Origin of the sequence: Chitinophaga sp. (assembly GCF_036566945.1) — a bacterium.
Lineage (GTDB): Bacteria > Bacteroidota > Bacteroidia > Chitinophagales > Chitinophagaceae > Chitinophaga.
This window is the reverse complement of sequence record NZ_DATCVJ010000548.1, coordinates 1-1,597: the sequence shown is the minus strand read 5'-3', so window position 1 is coordinate 1,597 and position 1,597 is coordinate 1. Positions and strand designations below refer to the sequence as shown.

At 44.5% G+C, this 1,597-nt stretch carries 1 protein-coding gene and 1 pseudogene; both read right to left on the bottom strand.

Annotated elements, in window-relative coordinates; all coding sequences use genetic code 11:
- Positions 1-242 (bottom strand): annotated as a pseudogene (locus tag VIP81_RS16700) (class D beta-lactamase); the annotation flags it as partial.
- Between the two features lie 267 nt (positions 243-509).
- Positions 510-1,597: glycine C-acetyltransferase (kbl, locus tag VIP81_RS16695; protein ID WP_331963248.1), on the bottom strand; the 1,088-nt coding region annotated here is incomplete at its 5' end.

The window sequence follows — 1,597 nt, the reverse complement described above, 5'->3', positions numbered from 1 at the left end:
GTATGCAGTCCTACAAGTGCATTGAATATTTTAAAGGTAGATGCTGGCTGAAAGCGTTTTTTAGCCCTTTCCAGGTTATATACTTTAAACTCCCCCTGGCTGTTATTGAATAACATAAAAGTGCCTTCCACTTTGTATTGGGCAAAATATTTTTCCCAGCTTTTCTCTTCTTTTACATTATTCGGCGCGCAGGCAGCAAGGGACAAACCTATCGCTAATAACATCCAGCCAAATCGTTTCATCAGCATAAAGATTAAATTATAAGGGGCAAAAGTAGCCAAAAGCATAAAGCAAAAAGCCTTTAAAGCGATTTTTTGTCTTACTCAGGATTATACTGATTTTGATGATTCTCAGGATATGTCTTTAGATTAAAAAAGATTAAGGGTGATCACAGCGAACATTCGCTATCATCACCCCTAATCTTTTAATCATTTGAAAAAAATCTGGAGAATCATCAAAATCAGTATAATCCTGAGTAAGACAAAAAACCGCTTCAAAGGCGTTACGCTCTATTTAATCACGCCCAATTCCTTGCCCACCTTCGTGAAGGCAGCAATGGCCTTGTCGAGATGTGCCTGCTCATGACCGGCACTCAGCTGTACACGGATACGGGCCTGGCCTTTTGGAACCACCGGGAAGAAGAATCCAATCACGTAGATACCTTCCTGCAGCAGCTTGTCAGCAAACTGTGCACTCAGTACTGCATCATAGAGCATTACAGGCACAATAGGGTGATCTCCGGGTTTAATATCGAAACCTGCTTCCGTCATTTTGGTACGGAAGTATTTGGTGTTGTATTCCAGTTTATCGCGCAGCTCTGTGGTTTCGCTCAGCATGTCCAGTACGGCAATAGAAGCACCTACAATGCTGGGGGCTACAGAGTTGGAGAACAGGTAAGGACGGCTGCGCTGGCGCAATATGTCAATTACCTCTTTAGGACCACTGGTGAAACCACCGGAAGCACCACCCAGGGCTTTACCCAGGGTACCGGTGATGATATCCACACGGCCCATTACGCCACGGTATTCATGGGTACCACGGCCGGTTTTACCCAGGAAGCCGGAAGAATGGCTCTCATCAGACATCACAATGGCATTGTATTTATCCGCCAGGTCACAGATTTTATCCAGCTGGGCAATAGTGCCATCCATGCTGAAAGAACCATCTGTAACGATGATGCGGTTGCGGCAGTCTTTAGCTTCCTGCAGCTTAGCTTCCAGGTCGGCCATATTGTTATGCTCATAGCGGAAACGCTGAGCTTTACACAAACGTACCCCATCAATGATGGAAGCATGATTCAACGCATCAGATATAATAGCATCCTGCTCATTAAATAATGGCTCAAATACGCCACCATTGGCATCAAATGCCGCTACATATAAAATAGTATCTTCTGTACCCAGGAATTTGGCAATTTTCTGCTCCAGTTCCCGGTGAATATCCTGTGTGCCGCAAATAAAACGAACACTGCTCATTCCATAGCCATGCGTATCAATAGCATCTTTGGCAGCCTTTACCACAGCAGGGTGGGAGGATAATCCCAGGTAATTATTGGCACAAAAATTAAGTACTGTATTGCCTCCAACCTGTATTTCAG